A 19,530-nucleotide genomic window follows, 5' to 3' on the forward strand; every position below is an offset into this window, starting at 1 on the left:
TTTAAGAAATAAAGCTATGCCACTCAAATTGAGTTGATTCGAATTCTGAAAATAAAAACCCTACTTCATTAAGCAGGGTTTTACGACTATTTTTTTGCTTCTTTAGCTATTTGGTACCAACCGTAGATCTTCACTATTGCAAAGAAAGTATATGCAAAAGCGATGATATACGCGCCATAATTCGTTAGTAAAATATTAAAGCCACTTCCCCAGCCAGACTCTTCCGCCACAGCAACTGCTCGAACGTAAGGGCTGGTGAAAAAGTATGTAATATAGATTGGGTTAAAACTCATAATCGCGCTTGTGATGGCAATCGCCAAGGACGGCAACACCATGAAAGAGCTAATGATACCAATTGCATGTCCAATTATCTTCAAAAACCTCACTGTTACACCTCTTTACTTCTTTTTAGGAATTTGAATGGTAATTTGATAAAAATCGTCTGTTTCTTCTTCGGTGAAATCTAGGTCCATTCCATTATCTTTAACCATTGTCACCGACTGTTTAATCGTGTTCATGGCAATGCGCACGTCACGACTAATAGCTTGGCGTTTTGGTTTTGGTTTTTTCGGTGCTTCAGGTTTTTTTACGCCTAAAATTTCTTGAATTCTTGCTTCGGTTTGTTTGACGTTCCAGTGATTTTCTTCTATTTCAGCTAAAAGAGCCACTTGTTGTGCTTCCGTTTCTAAAGCTAGTAACGAACGAGCATGGCGCTCTGAAATTTGTTTATTAAGCACGGCTTCTTGAATTGTTTCTGGTAGTTTTAGAAGACGCATTTTGTTTGCGATGGCAGATTGGCTTTTGCCGACACGTTGCGCAAGTGCTTCTTGTGTGACTTCTTGCATGTCCAGCAAGCTCCGATATGCTTTTGCTTCTTCAATTGGCGTTAATTCCTCACGTTGTAAGTTCTCAATTAACGCAATCGCAGCTACTTCTTCATCATCTAAATTTTGAATAATTGCTGGGATTTTTTCCAATTCTAAAGAAAGCACGGCACGAAAACGGCGCTCTCCTGCAATGATTTCATAAGAATCTGGTTCCATTTCTCTAACCACAATCGGCTGTATAACACCGTGAATTCGGATAGTTCGAGCAAGCTCATCAATCTTATCTTGATCAAATACTGTCCGTGGTTGGAATTGGTTCGGGAAAATTTTATCTGTAGGAAGTTCTTGTACGCGCTGTACCTCTTCTTCTGCTACTTTATTATCATTATCGATATCATCTACTTGATTCTTATCTTTTTTTCCAAATAAACGTGAAAAAGGCATCTGGGTCCTTCCTTTCCGGAAAATCTTGGGGTTTCTCACTATCGGCTATTATCCGCAAGTCTCTTAAACTATTTTAGCAGAAATGTTACAGAAAAACACGCTTATTCTACAGTTTGCATACGAAAAAATAGATCGAGCTGCTAAAATTCCACAGTTCCATCTATTTTCCAATTTTATCTTAATGAAATTCATCGGTTACTGTATTGATGGTTTTTTCCATATTTTCACGATACGACTCATTTTGCAGTAGCATCATAGAAATAATATCCATCACGTACATAATCGAAAACTGGCTATTGGCGAAATATCTTTTACTCACGAATAAAGTATTGTAAACCGGGATTGTCACGTCACTGATTTCGGTCATTTCGCTGTTTTCAAAGCTAGTAAATGTGGCGACTTTACTTTTGTTTTTCTTGGCATTTTTTAGCGCTGTGACTAGCTCTGGGGTGTTACCTGAATTGGAAATACCTATGACGAAATCTTCTTTTGTCGTAATTGAACTGGTAATGATCATCATGTGCGGATCATTAACACTGATAACGTTTAGCCCCATCCGAATCAGGCGCTGCGACATCTCAACAGCCGTGAGACCCGAACTTCCAACACCGCAAATATAGACACGTTTGGCCGCTTGAATATACTGCACCACTTCACGGATTTTCGCTGGTTCAATCAACTTGACCGTGTTATCAATCACTTTATGGTAAAACGAATAAACTTCCTCAAAAAGGTCATCGTAACCAAGCGACGGAACCATTGTTGCTGCTGTATTAACCCGCATTTTCAAATCAACGAAACTATCGCAACGTACATGGCGACAAAATCTCGTTATCGTTGAAATGGACGTGCCAGTTTGTTCAGCTAGCTCTTTAATATTAATATTCTTGAGTTCGTCGCTTTTTTCTAAAATATATTTCGCGATTTGCTTTTCTTTATTTGGTAATCGATTGTAATTTTGTTGAATTTCACTTAAAATCGTCATCTTTTTTGGCCTCTTTCTGGTTTAAGAAATGATAGAGCGCGCCAATCATCCCCGCTTCATTTCCCAGCTTTGCAAAGGTAAGATCTGCTGTATCGAACATCGGTGAGATTAACTTGGCTGAAATGGCTGCTTTTAGACGCGGTTTGAAGAACGCCTCTTCTTCCATTAATCCACCACCGAGCACAATCACTTCTGGGTTGAAAATATAGATTAAGTTTACTACACCTTCTACTAAATTCTCAATCCATTGCTCTATTTCGGCTAGTACAGCCGCATCCCCACCATAGGCCCATTCCATGACTTGACGGCCATTTAACGTATTTACATCGATATTTTTTCGTATGGCCACTTGCTTAATTAATGTTTTGGTCGAAGCGACATCTTGAAATTTCCCTTGCGAAAGTTGCATATAGCCGACCTCGCACGCGGTAAAAGAATAGCCATTTATTAACTCATCATGTAACAGCATTGCTCCGCCGATACCAGTTCCAATTGTCAAACAGAGCACGCTCGAACGCCCCCGTGCTCCACCTTGCCAAAACTCGCCGAGACAGGCCGCATTTACATCATTTTCCACTGCGCACGGAAGACCAAAATGATGCTCTATTGTTGTTTTTATTTCCGTTCCAGTATAGCCGGGAATCGTGTAGCCAGCGTAAATAATTTTGCCATGTTCAGGATGAACGACACCCGCAGAAGCCACACAGACACCTGCTACATCCATCTTTTCTTGCTCGACAATCCGAATAAGCGCGGGCATAATTTGATTCGCTCCGTCGCTTATAGGGGTCGTACAAGACGCAAGCGTACTTACCCGCTCGCCTTCTTGGTTAAATTTGGCATATTTGATACTCGTTCCACCAATGTCGACACAAAGATAATTTTCCATTTCTTCACCTCTTTAGTGAAATTATTATCCTTCTTTTGTTAACTCATCGTAAAATGCTTGGCTCGAATTTGCTGCGATTAAACGGGCTACTTTTTCCGCGTCCATGAGTACTTCTGCAAGCTCCGACAATACTTCTAAATGGCTTTCTGAATCTGTTGCCGCTAGCGTAATAATCAGCTTCACTGGGTCGAACATTTCGCTACCAAAAGCTACACCTTCAGCGAGGGTTGCAAATGTTAAACCGCCGTGAATGACGCCAAATTCTGGTCGTGTGTGCGCCAGTGCGATATGTTTCGCGATCACTATATATGGTCCATTATTTTCTACACTTTGAATCATTCCGTCAATGTAACTCTCTTTGATGGCACCGCGCTCTAGTAAAAGTCTCGCGGATGTTTGGATGGCTTCACGCCAGTCTTTTGCTTCAATATTTATCTCAATATCTTCCAAACTAACTCGGTCTAACAACATACTTGCGCCCCCTCATTTGTTATATTCGGCTATTATTTCAGCTAAATCCACCTTAGCTAACGACTCTCGCTCCAAATAGTTCGGTGTTAAATCACTATGTTTTGTCACTTCATTTGGAATGACCAGTACATTCACACCCGCGCTATTCCCTGCCAAAAGTCCATTGCGCGAGTCTTCCACAATAAGCGCCTCATCAGCCGTAACATCAAGCGTACGTAAAGCTTCTAAAAATAAATCCGGTTCTGGCTTAATTCGCGTAACATCCTCCGCAGTAATAATTGCGTCAAAGTATTCCAGTAACCCCAGCCGTTCCAAATGATAAAGCGGTTTTGGTCGCTGCGATGAGGTGGCGAGCGCTAATTTTAGTCCCCGCTCTTTTAATTCACGAATAAAACTTTCCACGCCTTCTTTGGCCGGCAAATTTTTACTATTTTCAATAAAAGTTGCTTGTGTTTCTGCTTCGAACACTTGGCGATTAATATCCATTTGCTTCGTCTCGTTTAATTCACGAAATAAGTCGTCCACATTAGACCCGACACAACGCAAAAACTCCTCGATAGAAAGATCATAATTTTGCTTCGTTTTAAACCAATCTTTAAAAATTTCGTACCAAACTACCTCTGTATCAATAACAATTCCGTCAAAATCCATCACAATCGCTTTTAACATCATTTTCCTCCTTAGCTACTTTACCATTCAAAGCGCTCCTAAAAAGAAGCGCTTACAAATAAGTTAATTCTTTTGTTCTCGGTCTGCAACTATTTTATCTATTAGCTCTTGATACTCTGGTGCGCCGAGATAATCTGTTATTTCCACATAGTAGGCGTCTGGTTGCTTTTCTTTGGCTCGGTCGATGAGGGATTTGTGCGTCACGACCACATCACATTCGGTTGGCAATTCATGGATGGCAATGTGGAACACTTTGATATCATCTAAACCAGCGTTCTTAATTTTTTTCTGTAGCACGGTTGCGCCCATTGCACTTGATCCAAGCCCCGCATCGCAAGCATAGGCGATTCTTTTAACATTTTTAAAATTAAAATCGTCTACTGTAGATTCGAAAACAGAGGAAATGCTGCTTTTTTTGCCTTTAAGACTTTCCATTTTCTTCGCTGCGTCTTGTAGTTCAGAGTCTTTGTTTCCCATGCGTTTAATAAATGGAATGGCGGTAATGAACGTGACAAGTGCCGCACATAGTACTGCGATAAGTATCTTAATATGGTCGCCGGGAGCCGCCATCATCATAATGGTGATAATACTACCCGGAGAAGCGACACCAACAAGCCCCGCGTTTGTCATTGTTAAAATAAACGTTCCTGTCATACCACCAAGAATGAGCGGTAAAATAAGAATTGGATTCATTAAAACGAACGGGAAGTAAATTTCATGAATACCACCAAATAAGTGAATCACGCTTGCCCCATAAGAAGATGCTTTAGAGTTTCCTTTTCCAAAGAACATATAACCAAGTAGAATTCCAAGACCTGGTCCTGGGTTAGATTCTAGTAAGTAAAGTACCGACTTCCCTGTTTCCGCCAGTTGCAAGGTGGCGAGCGGACTGAGAATACCTTGCCCAATCGCATTATTTAGGAATAGCACTTTGGCCGGTTCAATAATTAAAGCTGTTAATGGCAGTAAATGGTTATTAATTAACACATCCACGCCACTTGCTAAGACTTTTGTTACAGATTCTACCATAGGAGCAATCGCAACGTAAGAAAATAGTGCTAAGCCTGCTCCGATAATCCCAATCGAAAAGTTATTAACTAATAGTTCAAATCCAGCTGGAATTTTTCCATCAATACGTTCGTCAAATTTTTTGAGTATCCAAGCAGCAAGCGGACCCATTATCATTGCGCCGATAAACATGGTTATGTCCGAACTAATAATTGCCCCCATTGTTGCAACTGTACCAATAACTCCACCTCGGTAACCGTGAACCGCTCGACCTCCAGCAAAAGCAATCAGAAGTGGTAACAAGTAATTTAGCATTGGTGCGATAAACCCTTTTAACATCTCAGAGCCTGTCGCCACCCCAATTGCCGTTAAAATACCCCAAGCCATAAAAGCCCCTAAATTCGGAATGACCATACCACTTAGCTTACTCCCAAACTTTTGTACATGTACCCGAATAGACATAATTCCCCCTCCAATCATATGTGTGGCGCTATTTTATAGTGATACTTCTTTCCCCTCAGCAATCGAACGTTCAATCGCATCTACTACTCGCAAGGAGTCATACGCTTCTTTCGGTGTAATAATCGATTTTGTGTTATTTGCAACGTTATTAATAAAAGCCATAACTTCTTCTGCCAAATCTCCGGACACTTCGCCATTTGTGTAATACCAATGTCTTGAATCAGGATAGGAAACCCCTTTTTCACTAACAAAACGAACGCCGTGGTCACAAGAGTCTACATATGCTACGCCTTTTGTTCCAACTAATTCAAGTTTGTCGTCAATGATGGTTGGCGAATTTTCTGGAAGTACCCAGCACGCTTCAAGGCAAGCAATTGCGCCATTTTCATAGGTAACGATGGCATAGATAACATCATTCATGCCGTATTCTTTAAGTAGCACACTGCGGCTTTTGGCGATGACTTTGACCGGCTCGCTATCCATGTACCAGTTAATATAATCAATATCATGAATCATTACGTGCATACTTAAATCAGAAGCACCTATGTAACGCTTTGGTCCGGTAATTGGGCTGTTACGACGACAATAAAGATGAATAATATCGCCTAATTCGCCATTGTCTAGGCGCTGCTTAATCATATTAAAACGTGGATCAAATCTTAGTAAAAATCCAACTGTAAATACTTTGTCGTAGTCTTTTGTTAGTTCATACATCGCTTTGCCGTCTTCGAGTTCTTTTGCGAGTGGTTTTTCGAGCAAAATGTGTTTTTTATGTTTTACGGCTTCTTCCACACAATCACGGTGCATATTATCAGGTAAAACAATGCTCACAGCTTCAATCTCCGTATTTGCTAGAAGTTCATGGTAGTCTTTGTATGCTTTGCACTGAAATTTTTCTGCCATTTCGGCGCGTCTTTCATCGTTATACTCACAAATTGCTACTAACTCAACTTGCGGAAGTTTTTGATAAATTTCTGCATGATACTGCCCCATTTGTCCAACACCAATTACGCCAACTTTGATTTGCTTTGTCATGTCACTTACCTCTTTCTTCTTGGATTTTTTGGATTTCGTTTGTAAAGCGGGTGGTTATTTCCTGTGGCCGAGTTACCGCGCCGCCAACAACGACGGCATAACAACCTAACGTAAGAACTTGTCTTGCTTTACTAGGCGAATCGATTTTCCCTTCTGCAATCACCGGGCGCTTCGTACTTTTCAATACTTCTTTCAAATGGGAGAAATCGTGATCGCTGATATTTTTATTCGCTGTTTCTTCGGTGTAGCCGTAAAGTGTCGTGCCAATTAAGTCGAAACCGAGGGAATCAGCGTAATAAACGTCTTCAATACTGCCTGTATCCGCCATAAAAAGTGTATCTGGATACTCTTTTCGAATGGCGCTTAGTATCTCTTTGAGGTCTTCGTTATGTGGTCTTTTTCTCGTTGTCGCATCCATTGCAACAATTCCCACTCCCGTTTCGCATATTTCTCTAACTTCTTTTAAAGTGGGGGTGATAAACACGTCCGAATCAGCGTAGTCTTTTTTGTAAATGCCAATAATCGGGACGTCTACCTCACTTTGAATTGCGCGAATATCTTTTGCCGTATTTGCTCGAATGCCAACAGCACCACCTTGAACTGCGGCCAGAGCCATTTTCGACATAATAAATGCGCTATGAAGTGGTTCGTCTTCTAAAGCTTGGCAGGAAACCACTAACCCGCCTTTGATTTGTTCCATAACAGAATTAACCACTGATACTCCTCCTCTATACTGTGTTTCAGTGTAAAGTATGCGTTTTCAAACAGACTATATCACAAGAAAATGATTTTATCAATATCGATTAAATGAAAATGATTTTCATATTTAGACGTGGTTGCTTATAGAAACTAGCTTTGAAAAATGACGTTGCTGTTAAAAATAAAAAGCCCTTTCGATTGAAAGGGCTTATCTTAGATTATTCGATTGGTAATTTGTTGGGTGTGCCTGGTTTGCGTGGATATTTGTTGGGCGTTTCTTTTGTTTTATTAATGACGTAGATGTTGCGTTCACTTTCTTCTACTGGTAATAAGAAGGAGTAATGATTGACCACTTTTCCGCCAAATAGTTTGATGGCTTTCTCGGCCGTTTGTAGCTCTTGTTCGGCTTGGGCTGCTTTCATTACTAGGAACGAACCGCCTTTTTTGACAAGTGGCATGCAAAGCTCGGATAATACGCTCATTCTTGCTACGGCACGTGCGGTTACAAGGTCGTATTTTTCGCGGTGCGCTTTGTTTTGACCAAATGTTTCAGCGCGATCATGGTAGAAATGCACATCAGTTAGACCTAATTTTTCTGCTAGCGCATCAAGGAAAGTCATGCGTTTTTTCAAGGAATCCACAATGCTCACTTTTAAATGCGGGAAGCAGATTTTAATTGGAATGCTTGGAAAACCAGCGCCAGCCCCGACATCACAGATGGACTCGAATTTCGTAAAATCAACATAAAACGCAGCTGATATGGAATCATAAAAGTGCTTTAAGTACACTTCTTTTTCGTCGGTAATGGCCGTTAAATTCATTTTTTCGTTCCATTCTACTAACATTTCGAAGTAATCGTGGAACTGTTTTAGTTGCGTGTCGCTTAATTCTATTCCTTTTTCAGCAAGTGCTGTTTGGAATTGTTCTGGATTCATGTTTTTTCCTCACTTTATTTTCGCGATTTTTCCTTGCTCAATATAAACTAGCAATATCGATATATCAGCTGGGTTTACTCCGCTGATACGGCTAGCTTGAGCAATGGAAAGTGGTTCGATTTTCTTTAATTTTTCTAGGGCTTCTGTTGCGAGGCCGCTGATTGCATCATAGTCGATGTTTTCTGGGATTTTTTTATCTTCCATCCGTTTCATTTTTTCTACTTGAAGGTTGGATTTTTGGATGTAGCCTTCGTATTTTACTTGGATTTCTACTTGTTCGGCGATTTCGTCGGTCACAAATGTTTCACGTGAAACAATTTGGGCGATTTTATCGTAAGTTATTTCTGGACGGCGTAGTAAATCTGCTGCTAGAATTCCGTCTTTTAGCTCACCTGAACCGATTTCTTTTAGCATTGCTTGTACTTCAGCAGTTGGTTTGATGCGTGTTTTTTGTAGTCTTTCTTTTTCTGCTTCGATGGCACTTTGTTTCGCTAAAAAGCGTTCATAACGTTCGTCGCTAATTAAGCCGATTTCATGACCGATTTCAGTTAAACGTAAATCTGCGTTGTCGTGACGTAATAGCAAACGGTATTCAGCACGAGAAGTAAGCAAGCGATACGGCTCTTCTGTTCCTTTTGTTACTAAATCGTCAATCAAAACGCCGATATAAGCTTGGTCACGACCGAGGATAACAGGTTCTTTCTCAAAGACTTTGCGTGCGGCATTAATTCCTGCCATTAAGCCTTGGCCAGCTGCTTCTTCATAACCACTTGTACCATTAATTTGGCCTGCTGTGAAAAGCCCTTCAACTAATTTGGTTTCAAGTGATGGCCATAATTGGTCAGGCATCACTGCGTCATATTCGATTGCATAGCCAACGCGCATCATTTCGACATTTTCAAGTCCCGGAATACTTCTTAACATTTCACGTTGTACTTCTTCTGGTAAACTTGTGGAAAGACCTTGGACATATACTTCTTCAGTGTTTTTGCCTTCTGGTTCAAGGAAGATTTGGTGTCTAGGTTTGTCGCTGAAACGGACGATTTTATCTTCAATGGATGGGCAATATCTTGCGCCAGTACCTTTTTTTGTTGCTGTAAACATTGGTGAACGGTGCAAATTGGCTTGGATTATTTCGTGTGTTGTTTCGTTTGTATAGGTTAACCAACATGGTAGTTGATCGAGCATCATATCTACCGTATCAAAACTAAATGCGCGCGGATGATCATCACCCGGTTGTTCTTCTGTTTTTGAGTAGTCGATTGTACTTGATTTTACGCGTGGTGGTGTTCCGGTTTTAAAACGGCGTAGTTCAAAGCCTAGCTCTTCCAGATGCTCCGAAAGTTTCACAGATGGTTGTTGGTTGTTCGGACCACTTGAGTAGCGCAGTTCGCCGACAATAATTTCGCCACGTGAGAAAGTTCCTGTCGTAATAACAACTGTTTTCGCATAATAAATCGCACCACTGTTTGTAATAACACCTTTACACACGCCATCTTCAATAACTAAACGGTCAACAAGTCCTTGGCGCAAAGTGATATTTTCTTCTTTTTCAATCGTGTGTTTCATTTCGTGTTGGTAATCCCATTTGTCTGCTTGAGCACGTAATGCGCGAACAGCTGGGCCTTTACCGGTATTTAGCATCCGCATTTGGATGTACGTTTTGTCCGTGTTGCGACCCATTTCGCCACCAAGAGCATCAATTTCGCGCACAACCACGCCTTTTGCTGGACCTCCAACAGAAGGATTACATGGCATGAAAGCGACCATATCTAAATTTATCGTTAACATCAGTGTTTTGGCGCCCATCCGGCCACTGGCAAGACCTGCTTCTACACCCGCATGGCCTGCACCAACAACGATGACGTCAAAAGTTCCTGCATCATAGGTTTGCATTTTATAAAAACATCTCCTAAAAAATCATTTTCCAAGGCAAAATTGATTGAACAACTGATCGAGTAATTCATCCTGGACAGAATCACCAGTAATTTCACCTAGTAAATCCCATGCACGAGTCATATCGATCTGAACGATATCCACCGGCATGCCGAGTTGAATTCCAGTTGTAACAGCATTTAACGCTTCCAGTGCTTGATGAAGGAGCGCGATATGGCGGACATTCGACACATAAGTTGCATCGCCGGCATCAATATCACCAGCAAAAAATAGCGTTTTAATTGCTTCTTCTAAAGCCTCTAAACCTTCATCGTTCACTAAAGACGTCGCGACAATCGGGTTTTCACCGGCAATTTCACGTACTTTTTCTATATCAAGCTTTGTTTCCAAATCGGTTTTATTTAAAACAACCACATAGTTATGACCTGCCGCTGCTTCAAATAACGCTTCATCTTCCACGGTTAGCTCTTCATTTTGATTTAATACTAGCAGGATAAAGTCCGCATCCGCTAGTGCTTTTCTTGAACGTTCTACGCCGATTTTTTCGACGATATCTTCTGTTTCACGGATTCCAGCTGTGTCTATTAAACGTAATGGGACGCCGCGGACGTTGACGTATTCTTCGATAATATCTCGCGTTGTCCCCGCAATATCAGTGACAATCGCTTTTTCTTCTTGAATTAGTTGGTTAAGCAAGGACGATTTCCCGACATTTGGTCGGCCGATAATTGCTGTTGCTAAGCCTTCGCGGAGAATTTTCCCTTGGCTCGCTGTTTGTAAAAGTTGCTCGACGGAAGCGCGAACTAGTTCTGTTTTTTCCAGTAGCATTCGCTGGGTCATTTCCTCTACATCGTCGTATTCAGGGTAGTCGATATTCACTTCGACTTGCGCAAGTGCATCTAAAATTTCTTGGCGCAAATTGCGAATCAACCGTGAAAGATTTCCGTCCATTTGTCTAATTGCCACGCCCATCGCCCGGTCTGTCTTGGCGCGAATTAAATCCATCACAGCCTCTGCTTGTGATAAATCAATTCTTCCATTTAAAAATGCGCGCTTTGTAAACTCCCCCGGCTCAGCTAGATTGGCGCCGTTTCGAAGTAATAATTGCAGTACGCGGTTTACTGACACGATACCACCGTGGGCATTTATTTCCACGACATCTTCTCGCGTAAAAGTACGCGGGGCACGCATAACTGTCGCCATCACTTCCTCAATCACTTCGCCGTCTTCTTTTATATGACCATAATGAATGGTGTGACTTTCCGCATCACTTAAACTATTTTTGGCATAAAAAATACGATCCGCTATCTGAATCGCCTCTGGACCGCTTAATCGAATAATAGCAATGGCCCCTTCTCCCGGCGGTGTTGAGATTGCAGCAATAGTATCAAATTCCATTCTTTACTCATCCTTTCTCATTAGAATTCCAGCTCAAATAAGCTTTATCCTATTTTGAATAAATTTTGGCACATGATTTTGTGCATTTTCAACAACTTACGCTCCGCTTTGACCAAAGCAATTAAATTGTTAGTATTTTGAAGGTTATCCATAGACTTATTAACATATCCACAGAAAAACCGTTAATAAAAATTCATCCCTACCATTTTAACTTATCCACATGTGAATAACAATAGTTTTATCTCTACTAGTTAAGAAAACTTAAATTTTCCCGTTAAAGCTTTAACATATCCTTCTACTTCCTTGGCTTTAACTCAATTCTTTTTCTCTATACTAAAGTCAAAAGGAGGAGAAAAAATGAAAATACATAAACTTACTTGGGTGCTACTAATAGGGCTATTACTGCTCTCATCATGTTCCGCGAAGCAACCAGATGTATATTTATCCGCACAATCCGCCACTGTTTTTTCAGTCGAAAATGGCAAAATGTTATATGAAAAAAACGCCGATAAAGTCATGCCAATCGCAAGTTTAACTAAATTAATGACAGCTTTTTTAGTTCTCGAGGCTGTGGATAACAAAAAATTATCTTGGGATGAGCAACTTGATCTCGTTCGGCTCAATGATCCCTCCGCAGTTTCACTTTACGCTATTACGAAAAAAAGAACATGGTCGGTCAGGGATTTATATAGCGCAATGCTCGTCATGTCCGCGAATGATGCTGCTGAGACGTTAGGTGACCGTTTGGACGGAGCGAATTTCCCTCAAAAAATGAATAATGCGGCGAAAAAAATGGGATTGTCTAATAAAACCAAATTTGTCAGCGCTAGCGGGCTTGATGTTGACGGGAAAATGGCTGTTTCAACTACAAAAGATTTATTTTTGCTATCATCTAAATTAATTTCCACTCATTCTGAAGTGCTTAAAACAACTGCCAAATCCAGCATCATAACCGAAGAAGGCGCCAAACTCGAATCAACTAACGACTTGATTGGTGCCATACAAGGGCTAGACGGGTTAAAAACTGGATTTACAGATGAAGCTGGCTATTGCTTTATCGGAACTGCTGAGCGCAACGGAAAGCGTGTTATTTCGATTGTTTTAAATGCGGATACTGCGGAGAAACGGTTTAAAGATACGGAGAAGCTGATGAAAGTTGGATTTTAGCCATAATAAAAAGGGATTTGCTAAAAAGCAATATCCCTTTTTGTCACTTAACCAACTGCCAAACACGCTCAAATAACTCCTCTTGCCCCTCTTGCTCCCAACGATTTGCAAAATAAGGATTGTGAAAATAAACAAACGCCGTTATAATCGCGGCGCCTTGTTCCTTCCGCCCACTAACTGTCTCTGCTTTTTGCGCTAAATGCTCTAAATGATTCTTCACCAATGCCTCATTTTGCTCAATATAATCCGTATAAAGCAAAAACATCTTCCGGTCAGTTGCATATAGCTTTCTCTTCGTCCCAGCCAAGAGCCAGAGCCAATCGTGAAGCGCCTCATCTGGTGATTGCCCAGCGTCCGGCATCCACGCAAAAATTTCTCGTGAAGTTTCATCCAGCCAACGCAATGCTAGTTTTTGAAATAAATCTTCCTTGTTTCGATAATGCTTATAAAGCGCCGCATGTGTGACGTTCAAATTCCCCGCAATATCATAAAGAGTCGTTTTCTCCATCCCTTTTTCATAAATAATTTTCTCTGCCATATCCAAAATAATTTCTTGTGATAAACGCGCCATTCCAAGCCCTCCATTCCGCTCATTCTTTGCTTTTAATTATACATGAATTTAAAAAAGTTACAAATCCTTGACAAAGTAACCAAAAGGAGTATACTTCCAACTATAAAGTTACTTAAAATAAAAAAAGTAACTATTTTGTAATTAAAGGAGCGAATAGAGCATGACAAATAAACGTGTTGCATTTATTTTAGGGGGTTCTGGCGGTATTGGTAAGGCCGTGGTTGAAAAATTAGTCGCGCAAAATTTTGCGGTAGCTATCCATTATGCTGGAAATAAGGCGAAAGCGGAAGCGCTGGTCGAAACAATTGTAACAGCTGGTGGAGAAGCGATTAGCGTTGGTGGCGACGTTGCGGATGAGGTGCAAATGATTAGCGCATTTGACTTAACCGAAGCGCATTTTGGTGGCGTGGATGTTGTCGTCAATACAGCGGGCATTATGAAATTAAGTCCGATTGCCACTTTAGATATGGACGAGTTTGACCTTATTCAGCGAACTAATGTCCGTGGAACTTTTATCGTTTCCAAGCAGGCTGCCCTTAGAGTGCGAACAGGTGGCGCGATTATTAATTTCTCCACTTCGGTAACCAGAACCAATTTTCCGGCGTATGGGGCTTATGTGGCTAGCAAGGCTGCGGTTGAGTCGCTCACTTTAATCCTCGCGCGCGAACTTCGTGGCAAAGATATTACCGTCAATGCAGTCGCACCCGGCCCAACTGCCACCCCGTTATTCTTAACTGGAAAAGATGAACAAACCATTGAAAATCTAGCAAAAGCAACACCACTCGAACGCCTCGGACAGCCGGATGATATCGCTGAAACCGTAGCCTTTTTGGCCGGACCTGCACGCTGGGTCAATGGGCAAATCATCTTTACAAATGGCGGATTAGCTTAATGAAAAAGGAGGAAAACAAAGCCAATCTTGTTTTCCTCCTTTTATTTTATTCACTGATTACGGAACGTTTTTTAATCGCTAAAACAATAATTCCTGACATTAATAAAGTCAGCGCCAAGAATAGAAAGGCAGACTGGTAGGAGTTAGTAGCTTTTACCAAGTCTCCAATAATCATCGGTGCGAAAAAGCCACCTAAAACCCCGCCCGAGTTAATAGCTGCGTATTTTGTCGCAATGTGGCTCTGTTTGAACAACTTGTGCGGCAGCCCCATCAGCGTTGTAAAGGCCATAATGAGGAAAACATTACATAAGCACAAGCAAATAATCGAAAGCGTCAACTGGTCAAATAAGTACACGCCATACACCGTAAACGCCCCAAGTACGCAAAACGTGAAAATGACCATTGGCTCTTTTCCTTTGAAGAAACGACTAATAAAATAGCCACCAACAACACCCGCGATTAAAATACAAAGTCCCGCTAAAGAACTAATATAACTCACTTGGCTAATAGAAATCCCGCGTACCTCACTCAAATAAGAAGCAAGCCAACTTGTTAAACCGTAGTTCGCCGCATTGATAAATAGCGCCGATAACAACAGAATCCATAGTTGTTTGTCTTTTAAAAGTTCCGAAAAAGGTACTTTGATTTTTTCTTTTTGAGCGCTTAAATCTACTTTTGGCGCTTTTGGTACTACTAGTAAAATCAAAAATCCAATCAAAATTACTGCAAGACCAATCCAATAATATGTATTGCGCCAACCTACTGATAGTAACAGTTGTGCGATTAAAAGCGGGCCAATAAAGGCCGCAAAACCAGAGGAAGCAAGCATTGCCGATTGCGCAAAACCACGCTTATTTAACGGTATATGCAGAGAAATATAGTTGCTGACAGATGGTGGATAACCCGCATGCCCGAACGCCCCGGACAAGAAACGAATAACAACCAAAAACAGCAAGGAATAGCCAAAACCAAAAATAATAAGGAACAGCCCAACGATAATAATGGATATCGCAAGGACAGGTCGCGCGCCAATCCGATTATTTAAGTACCCCATTGGAATTTGAAAAAGTGTGTATCCTAGAAAGAAAGCACTTAAAATCAAACCCTTTTGACTTGGATCAAATCCTAAATCCTGAGAAACAGTTACAAGCGAAATTCCGATAGTATATTTATCTACGTATACACTGGTATAACCTATAAATAGAACGAGTAATACCATTAGCGAATGCCTTTCTCCTTTTACCTGATTCATTTGAATTCACTCCTCTTTAAATCCCGCTACTAACAAAAGAGCATAGCCAGATTCTTAAAGTCTGACTATGCTCTTTTCAAAGCTATTATCCATTTAATTTATAATAATCTAACACAACGTCTGCAACTGATTTAGCCGCAACTAACAACGCATCTTCATCAATGTCGAATTTCGGATGATGATTAAAATATGCATGTGAGACATTTTTTGGCTTTGCACCAATGTAGAAGAAAACGCCCGGGATTTTTTGTAGATAATATGCAAAATCTTCTGACCCTGAAAGCATATCATATTCAGAGATTTCTGTTAAGTACTCCCCAAGACCTTTTTGCAAACTACCAATAACTTGTTCCGTTACAGCTGGATCATTATAAAGTGGCGGATAATCATTTGTATACGTTAATTCCACGCTTACGCCAAACATCGCCTCAATACCAGCAACAATTCGGTGGATTTCCGCGTCCATTTTATCTCGATTTTCAGTATTCATATAACGAACGTCGCCTTCTAACTCCACAGCATCCTTAATTACATTAAAGCTACCTTTTCCGTCAAAAGAACCAATTGTTATAACACCCGTATCAAATGGATTCAAGCGTCTGCTCACAACCGTTTGGATAGCTGTCACAAAATAAGCACCCGCAACAATCGCGTCATTCGCCATATGCGGAGACGAACCATGCCCACCAACACCTTGAATTTTTAATTTAAAATAGGTGCGTCCAGCCATCGCGTAGCCACTATGATAATATACTTGACCACTTTCACCGAATGGAAATACATGAATCCCAAAAATTTGGTCCACATCGTCCAAAATACCGGACTCGACAACGCTTTTCGCTCCGCCGGGTGGTGCTTCTTCGGCATGTTGATGCACAATTTTAATCGTTCCAGGAATATTTTCTTTCAGCTGGATTAAGCAATCTGCCAACACAAGTAAATAAGCCGTATGTCCATCATGACCACAAGCGTGCATTACGCCAGGATTTTTGGACTTAAATGGTAAATCGGTTTCTTCTTCAATCGGAAGTGCATCGAAATCGGCGCGCAAAGCAATAGTTTTTCCGGGTTTGCCACCTTTAATCGTTACAACTACCGCATGGCCATTACCTACTTCCGTTGCAATTTCTACATCTTTTCCTTTGTAAAAATCTTGAATGAATTTTGCTGTTTCTGCTTCATGAAACGATAATTCAGGATGTTCGTGCAAATGACGTCTAATCTGAGTGATTTCATCTTTTCGTTCCTCAAGCATGTTCATTAACTTGGTACGCATGATAAATACAGCCTCCTATTCTTTTGCCGCTTTTAATTCGAGTGCTTTTTTCGCAGACGGTGTTGTTACCGCAACAGCAATAAGTGACACTACACAAAAACCAACATTTGTTAAAAGTCCAACCATTGCAGCTAAATCAATATTTCCGGAAAGTGCAATCACTCCATAAATTGTAGCGGAAATCGCCACGCCGAATGAGCCACCTAGCGAACTTGCCATTTTGTAAATCCCAGAAGCTACTCCGACTTTATCTTCCGGTGCATTGGAAATCGCTGTATCTGTTGAAGGTGTTGCATACATGCCAAGTCCGATACCGAATAAAGCAAAACCGATAAACACAAGTACTGTATAAAGTGTTCCCGGAACAAATGTTAGTGCCATTAATGCAATACCAACTGCTGTAATTCCAGAACCTAGAATCATTGGTTTACGCGCACCAACACGTTGCAGAATTTTTTCACCAATACGAATCATTCCAAGTACACAAACTAGATAACCGATAGAAAGTAAACCTGATTGGAATGCCGTAAAACCACGACCAATTTGCACATAAGTGTTTGCAACAACAAGTGTTCCAGCTGCGGCGTTTAACAAGAAGTTAGAAAGTGTTGCGCCTGTATAAGCTTTATTTTTAAACAACGAGAAATCAATAAATCCATTGGCTTGTCGTAGTTCCACTCGGAAAAATAGTCCCGCGGAAATTAGGAAAACAACGAGCATAGCGATTGTAATTGGGCTTGTCCAACCAAATGTAGCCCCACGAGTAATGATAAGGTTTAAGCAAACCATTGCGATAACGAAAAGAACAAGTCCAACTGAGTCAAATTTTGCTTTCGTATTTTGAACGACTTTACTTTCTGGAGTACCTTTAATTAATAGCATTCCAAGTAGTGCGAATACGATGGAAATAATGAAAATCCAGCGCCAACCCATGTAAGTTGCGATAGCTCCACCTGCAAATGAACAAATACCAGATCCGCCCCATGAGCCGATTGACCAGTAACTAAGCGCTCTTTGTCTGTCCGCACCTTCGAAATAAGCTTTCATTAATGCAAGAGTTGCCGGCATAATACAAGCAGCTGAAAGCCCTTGAATAATACGACCGATAATAAGTAACGTTGCACCTTGAGTCACAACAAGTAGTAGCGAACCTATAATGCTAAGAATAAGTCCAATATAAGTTAATTTTACACGACCAAATTTGTCAGCCATTCCGCCCGCTACAACAATAAAAATACCTGAAAATAGTGCGGTTAAGCTGATTGCGATACTAAGTAAATCTGAGGAAATCCCAAGATCTGATTGTACCGCTGGGATGATATTTACCATTGATTGAGCAAAAAGCCAAAACGTGATAACTCCAAAAACAATCCCAACAATAAGTTTATTTGTGCCTTTATAAGCAGTTGATGTCATTAGTTATTCTCTCCTTTTAAGTAATCTACAACACAAGCTCCCATTGCTTTTGATGCAATTAATAACGAATCTTCATTAATATCGAATTTTGGATGATGATGCGGGTAAAAATGACCATCCGCCGGCATCGCGCCAACATAGAAAAATGAGCTCGGACGTTCTTTTGCATAATAAGCAAAGTCTTCCGATGGCGGTTGCGGCTCACAGCGTATAACATCCGTAATTTCTGGAATATCCGCCCCTTTAATTGATTTAACAACAAACTCTGTCAAAGCTTCGTCATTATTTAAAACCGGATAATCATTTTTGTAATCCAGTTCACAAGTAACGCCAAACATCGTTTCAATCCCGTTAACGATACGCGTAATTTCTTTTTGAATAATATTGCGCGCCTCTTCGGACATTGAGCGAACATCACCTTCAAGTTCCACAGCATCCTTAATTACATTAAAACTACCTTTTCCGTCAAAAGAACCAATCGTAATCGAACCAACATCAAACGGATTCAAACGGCGGCTAATAACGGTTTGAACAGCGACAACGAATTCACTAGCTGCCACAATTGCGTCATTTGCCAAATGTGGGGAAGATCCGTGCCCACCTTGACCTTGAACTTTAAGTTTGAAATAAGAACGACCAGTTTGAATCGCGCCTTCGCGGTAGAAAACCTCGCCTGTTTTCATCGTAGACATAACATGAATTCCAAGTACATTATCCACGCCATCTAATGCGCCATCGTTAATCATTTGAATCGCGCCACCAGGAGGAGTTTCTTCTGCATGTTGATGTAAAATAACAATTTTCCCAGTTAATTCTTGTTTCATTTCGATAAGCGTTTCACCTAAAATAAGCATGTAAGCTGTATGACCATCGTGACCACAAGCGTGCATTACACCAGGGTTTTTAGAGGCAAAAGTTAACCCAGTTTCTTCGTGAATAGGAAGTGCATCAAAGTCGGCGCGAATAGCAAGCGTCTTACCCGGCTTGCCTGTGTCAATCGTTACAACAACACCATTTCCCCCAACATGCGTCCGCACATCGCAGTCCATATCTTTGTAAAAATCTGCCACATATTTCGCTGTATTTTCCTCTTGAAAAGAAAGTTCAGGGTGCTCATGTAAGTAACGACGAATTTCTATCATACGATCTCGTTTTTCGTCTAGTTTTTGAAACAACTTCTCTTTCATTCTCCAAACCTCCATTTTTAATACTTCTGCTGGCCAGAACATCCGTATTTT

19 protein-coding genes are annotated in these 19,530 nt (G+C 40.9%); 2 read left to right on the forward strand and 17 right to left on the reverse strand.

What is annotated here, in order from left to right; all coding sequences use genetic code 11:
• Window positions 1-86 precede the first annotated feature (86 nt).
• The 12 genes from HCB49_RS10845 to mnmE form a co-directional block, all read right to left on the reverse strand.
• On the reverse strand, window positions 87-386 hold the full coding sequence (locus HCB49_RS10845; protein WP_185604942.1) for a hypothetical protein: 300 nt from the start codon (window positions 384-386) through the stop codon (window positions 87-89).
• Window positions 387-398: 12 nt separating this feature from the next.
• Entirely contained in the window at window positions 399-1,271 is an 873-nt protein-coding gene (gene noc, locus HCB49_RS10850) for a nucleoid occlusion protein (protein WP_185604943.1), read from the reverse strand.
• Between the two features lie 178 nt (window positions 1,272-1,449).
• The gene (locus HCB49_RS10855) at window positions 1,450-2,256 is read right to left on the reverse strand and encodes a MurR/RpiR family transcriptional regulator (RefSeq protein WP_185604944.1); all 807 of its coding nucleotides are present in this window, start codon (window positions 2,254-2,256) and stop codon (window positions 1,450-1,452) included.
• Window positions 2,240-3,145: an ROK family protein gene (locus HCB49_RS10860; protein ID WP_185604945.1), complete on the reverse strand. Its 906-nt coding sequence runs from the start codon at window positions 3,143-3,145 to the stop codon at window positions 2,240-2,242. Before HCB49_RS10860 ends, HCB49_RS10855 begins: the two co-directional genes overlap by 17 nt.
• A gap of 24 nt (window positions 3,146-3,169) precedes the next feature.
• A complete protein-coding gene (locus HCB49_RS10865; RefSeq protein WP_185604946.1) occupies window positions 3,170-3,616 on the reverse strand; it encodes a PTS sugar transporter subunit IIA in 447 nt (148 codons plus the stop codon).
• Between the two features lie 12 nt (window positions 3,617-3,628).
• A complete protein-coding gene (locus tag HCB49_RS10870) occupies window positions 3,629-4,285 on the reverse strand; it encodes an HAD family hydrolase (RefSeq protein WP_185605087.1) in 657 nt (218 codons plus the stop codon).
• Between the two features lie 63 nt (window positions 4,286-4,348).
• Complete coding sequence (locus tag HCB49_RS10875; RefSeq protein WP_185604947.1) at window positions 4,349-5,755, reverse strand: PTS mannitol transporter subunit IIBC; 1,407 nt, start codon at window positions 5,753-5,755, stop codon at window positions 4,349-4,351.
• Between the two features lie 33 nt (window positions 5,756-5,788).
• On the reverse strand, window positions 5,789-6,790 hold the full coding sequence (locus tag HCB49_RS10880; RefSeq protein WP_003768738.1) for a Gfo/Idh/MocA family protein: 1,002 nt from the start codon (window positions 6,788-6,790) through the stop codon (window positions 5,789-5,791).
• A 1-nt stretch (window position 6,791) separates the two neighbouring features.
• The gene (locus HCB49_RS10885) at window positions 6,792-7,505 is read right to left on the reverse strand and encodes an N-acetylmannosamine-6-phosphate 2-epimerase (protein WP_185480476.1); all 714 of its coding nucleotides are present in this window, start codon (window positions 7,503-7,505) and stop codon (window positions 6,792-6,794) included.
• A 202-nt stretch (window positions 7,506-7,707) separates the two neighbouring features.
• On the reverse strand, window positions 7,708-8,424 hold the full coding sequence (gene rsmG, locus HCB49_RS10890) for a 16S rRNA (guanine(527)-N(7))-methyltransferase RsmG (RefSeq protein WP_185506474.1): 717 nt from the start codon (window positions 8,422-8,424) through the stop codon (window positions 7,708-7,710).
• Between the two features lie 9 nt (window positions 8,425-8,433).
• Window positions 8,434-10,320 carry a tRNA uridine-5-carboxymethylaminomethyl(34) synthesis enzyme MnmG gene (gene mnmG / locus HCB49_RS10895; RefSeq protein WP_014602306.1) on the reverse strand — a complete coding sequence of 629 codons (1,887 nt, stop codon included), beginning with the start codon at window positions 10,318-10,320 and terminating at the stop codon, window positions 8,434-8,436.
• Between the two features lie 24 nt (window positions 10,321-10,344).
• Window positions 10,345-11,718, reverse strand: coding sequence for a tRNA uridine-5-carboxymethylaminomethyl(34) synthesis GTPase MnmE (gene mnmE, locus HCB49_RS10900; RefSeq protein ID WP_185480483.1), 1,374 nt, complete (start codon window positions 11,716-11,718; stop codon window positions 10,345-10,347).
• 357 nt (window positions 11,719-12,075) lie between these two features.
• Here mnmE and HCB49_RS10905 point away from each other — a divergent pair, with 357 nt between their 5' ends.
• Entirely contained in the window at window positions 12,076-12,885 is an 810-nt protein-coding gene (locus tag HCB49_RS10905) for a D-alanyl-D-alanine carboxypeptidase PBPD2 (RefSeq protein WP_185604948.1), read from the forward strand.
• Between the two features lie 43 nt (window positions 12,886-12,928).
• On the opposite strand, the gene HCB49_RS10910 is transcribed toward HCB49_RS10905, so the two are convergent.
• The gene (locus tag HCB49_RS10910; RefSeq protein WP_185604949.1) at window positions 12,929-13,456 is read right to left on the reverse strand and encodes a TetR/AcrR family transcriptional regulator; all 528 of its coding nucleotides are present in this window, start codon (window positions 13,454-13,456) and stop codon (window positions 12,929-12,931) included.
• A 160-nt stretch (window positions 13,457-13,616) separates the two neighbouring features.
• On the opposite strand from HCB49_RS10910, the gene HCB49_RS10915 reads away from it, so the two are divergent.
• A complete protein-coding gene (locus HCB49_RS10915; RefSeq protein ID WP_185604950.1) occupies window positions 13,617-14,348 on the forward strand; it encodes an SDR family oxidoreductase in 732 nt (243 codons plus the stop codon).
• A gap of 46 nt (window positions 14,349-14,394) precedes the next feature.
• Here the strand turns inward: HCB49_RS10915 and HCB49_RS10920 are convergent, their stop codons facing one another.
• The 4 genes from HCB49_RS10920 to HCB49_RS10935 all read right to left on the reverse strand — a co-directional run bounded on the left by HCB49_RS10920 (window position 14,395) and on the right by HCB49_RS10935 (window position 19,494).
• Window positions 14,395-15,600, reverse strand: a complete 1,206-nt coding sequence (locus HCB49_RS10920; RefSeq protein WP_185604951.1) for an MFS transporter — start codon at window positions 15,598-15,600, stop codon at window positions 14,395-14,397.
• An 85-nt stretch (window positions 15,601-15,685) separates the two neighbouring features.
• Entirely contained in the window at window positions 15,686-16,876 is a 1,191-nt protein-coding gene (locus HCB49_RS10925) for a M20 family metallopeptidase (RefSeq protein ID WP_185502811.1), read from the reverse strand.
• Between the two features lie 15 nt (window positions 16,877-16,891).
• A complete protein-coding gene (locus tag HCB49_RS10930) occupies window positions 16,892-18,292 on the reverse strand; it encodes an MFS transporter (protein ID WP_185391779.1) in 1,401 nt (466 codons plus the stop codon).
• On the reverse strand, window positions 18,292-19,494 hold the full coding sequence (locus HCB49_RS10935; RefSeq protein ID WP_185604952.1) for a M20 family metallopeptidase: 1,203 nt from the start codon (window positions 19,492-19,494) through the stop codon (window positions 18,292-18,294). Before HCB49_RS10935 ends, HCB49_RS10930 begins: the two co-directional genes overlap by 1 nt.
• Window positions 19,495-19,530: the final 36 nt, after the last annotated feature.

Origin of the sequence: Listeria cossartiae subsp. cayugensis (genome assembly GCF_014229095.1) — a bacterium.
Taxonomy (GTDB): Bacteria; Bacillota; Bacilli; order Lactobacillales; family Listeriaceae; genus Listeria; species Listeria cayugensis.